The 2,330-nt window shown below is 43.4% G+C and carries 2 protein-coding genes; both read right to left on the reverse strand.

Annotated features, from left to right (window positions below):
• Positions 1-481 (reverse strand): Ig-like domain-containing protein (locus WB217_RS10320; RefSeq protein ID WP_423993133.1); only part of this gene is annotated, 481 nt, incomplete at its 3' end.
• 182 nt (positions 482-663) lie between these two features.
• Complete coding sequence (locus WB217_RS10325) at positions 664-1,914, reverse strand: MFS transporter (RefSeq protein WP_423993135.1); 1,251 nt, start codon at positions 1,912-1,914, stop codon at positions 664-666.
• Positions 1,915-2,330: the final 416 nt, after the last annotated feature.

The following is a 2,330-nucleotide window of genomic DNA, read 5'->3' on the forward strand; positions in this document are numbered from 1 at the left end:
CAAACCAGCCCCGGGACTTCTTTTGTTCCTTCAAAATCTCTTCAAAATACCCTGCCAGCTTTTCCTGCGAGCCAACTACGGGCAATTTTTCCTTTACGATAAATTGCATCGAGTGAGAGGTGAGCAAATTTCTCCCCATTGCTGACTCAATTCCTTTTTTATAATGAAGCGTGTAATGTTCCGAACGAGGATCATAGCCGCTTTCAGGGGGATTGATATAGATGGATTTTTGATCGTCACTAAGGGTTAAGGTATTCTCCTGCTTCTCGCCTTTGTCATTTGTGACATACACGAGGCTGGAATGAAGGCTCTTTTCTGAGAGTTTCTCAGAAAATTGAACCTTCCACACTTTATTCGTCAGTACAACCGGCTTCTCATCCCCCTCCCAGGCATTCACAACCTTTAACTGGGAAAAAGAAAATAAGGCCACTCCCGCGATCGCTAAAATCAACACACTTCCTAAAATCCACCATTTTTTCATCATAATCCCTCCTGCAAGATTAGACGAACTTTATGGGTATGCGTTTCAACTCAATTTTAAAAAAACAAGTAGAATACCAGCCATGGTACAAAAAAGGTGCACAGACTCATCATAGTTTCAGATAGAGCATCCATTCCTAGCACAAAAAAGGCGCACAGAATCAATGTCTGTACGCCTCATAATTATATTTCTTCCTTTAACTGATTGGCTGTTGCTTCTTTTTTCATCAAAGGCAACAATACCAATATCCCGACCAGTAGCAACACTGCTGAAGCTTCATACATATACGTAATCGGTAAGTGAGATTTAACCCAGCCCGATGCCGACATGGTGATGACCATTGCGCCCATGAATACCGGGTTCAGAATGCCATTGACCCTTCCGATAAAGGCTTCTTCGGTATTTTGCAGGATCATTGTGTTGATTCCAATGTGAATGCAAGGCATAAACAAGCCTGAGAAAAACTGTGCAGTCAAGGTAAGCCAGAAAGCCGTTGACATCCCCATTCCGATAAAGCCAATCGCGCTTGCAGTCAAGCCGATCGCCAGCAGTATTTGCGGTGATACTTTTCTTGAGATCCCCACGGTAATACCGCCGCCGAGAATCATCCCGATTCCAAATGCCGCCATCAGCCACTGAAGATTTTCCTTAGGCAAATCAAGTCTTTCTGTTATTAAAAATACTCCAAGCGGCTGCGTCAAACCAATCGCGAGGCCTGCCGCCATAAACGTTCCTCCAAGCAAGGATAAGTGCTTGCTGTTCAATACGTAGCGGAAGCCATCCTTCATTTCCTCCATCAAGGATGTTTCACGCTTTTCTTCCACCGTTTTTTGGTCTGCCGGCAGCATCAACAAGACAGCTGCTGAGCATACAAACGCAATCCCCATGACAGCGACAGCCGCCATAATGCCAAATTGCTCGTAAACAAACGTTCCAAGAACCGGACCCAGGATCATAAATAAGGCAAAAACAGTCTGGTACATGGACATACCCATCTGGACAAGCTCAGCGGGTACATGCAGCTTAAATAGCTTCATTCCCGCGGGCTGTGAGAACTGTGACAGAATCGAAGACACCAATGTGGCAAAGAAAATCACTTTCCAGCTGCCAAAAAACAAGGTAAGAAGCACGACAAACACAGATACCGCACTCAACAAATCACACCAGATCATCGTCCGCTTCGGCCGCCATCTGTCAGCAAACGTCCCGCCGATAAAAGAAAACAGGAAAATCGGCGCGAATTCAGCAACGGAAATCATCGAAACCGCAACCGGATTTTCATTTGTTTTTTCAATTACATATAAAAGGATTGAATAATTTCGCACCCAAATCCCAATCTGGAGAAATAACACCGACAGCAAAATCGTCCTGATGACCTGATTCTGAAACAATGCGCCCATGCCTAATTTTTGTTCATTCGTGATTTCAGACATAAAAAAAACCTCCTATTCCATTTCTGGACAGGAAGCTTCATTTTGACAACAAAAGAACAGAACACACCTGTAAAAGGAAGCTCCATCATTAAAATTTTGTTCCCAAAAGGCAAGACTAATCCTATCCAGAAAATACTCGTATCAAATTCCTATTACGAAAAATTTTCTCAATAAGGATTATTTGATCATCGCCCCTTGGTCACCCTTCCGTAAATTAGTATCCTAATACTACCAGATAAAAAGAGGCAAAACAATAACATATGGGGTATTAAAACGTGAACATGGGGACGGTTCTTGTGTTCCCAAAATGATGTGAACATGGGGACGGTTGTCGTGTTACACTCAATATACTCCAGCAGCCGTCCCCAAATGGAAAAAACAGCCCGAATTTCCAGTTCACCAATAAACCTGTGAAC

Source organism: Mesobacillus sp. (assembly GCF_049588175.1).
In the GTDB taxonomy this organism is placed as follows: Bacteria; Bacillota; Bacilli; order Bacillales; family Cytobacillaceae; genus Mesobacillus.

Coding starts and splice junctions, on each gene's coding strand:
- WB217_RS10325 (WP_423993135.1), bottom strand. CDS start 1,914: ATGTCTGAAATCACGAATGAACAAAAATTAGGCATGGGCGCATTGTTT.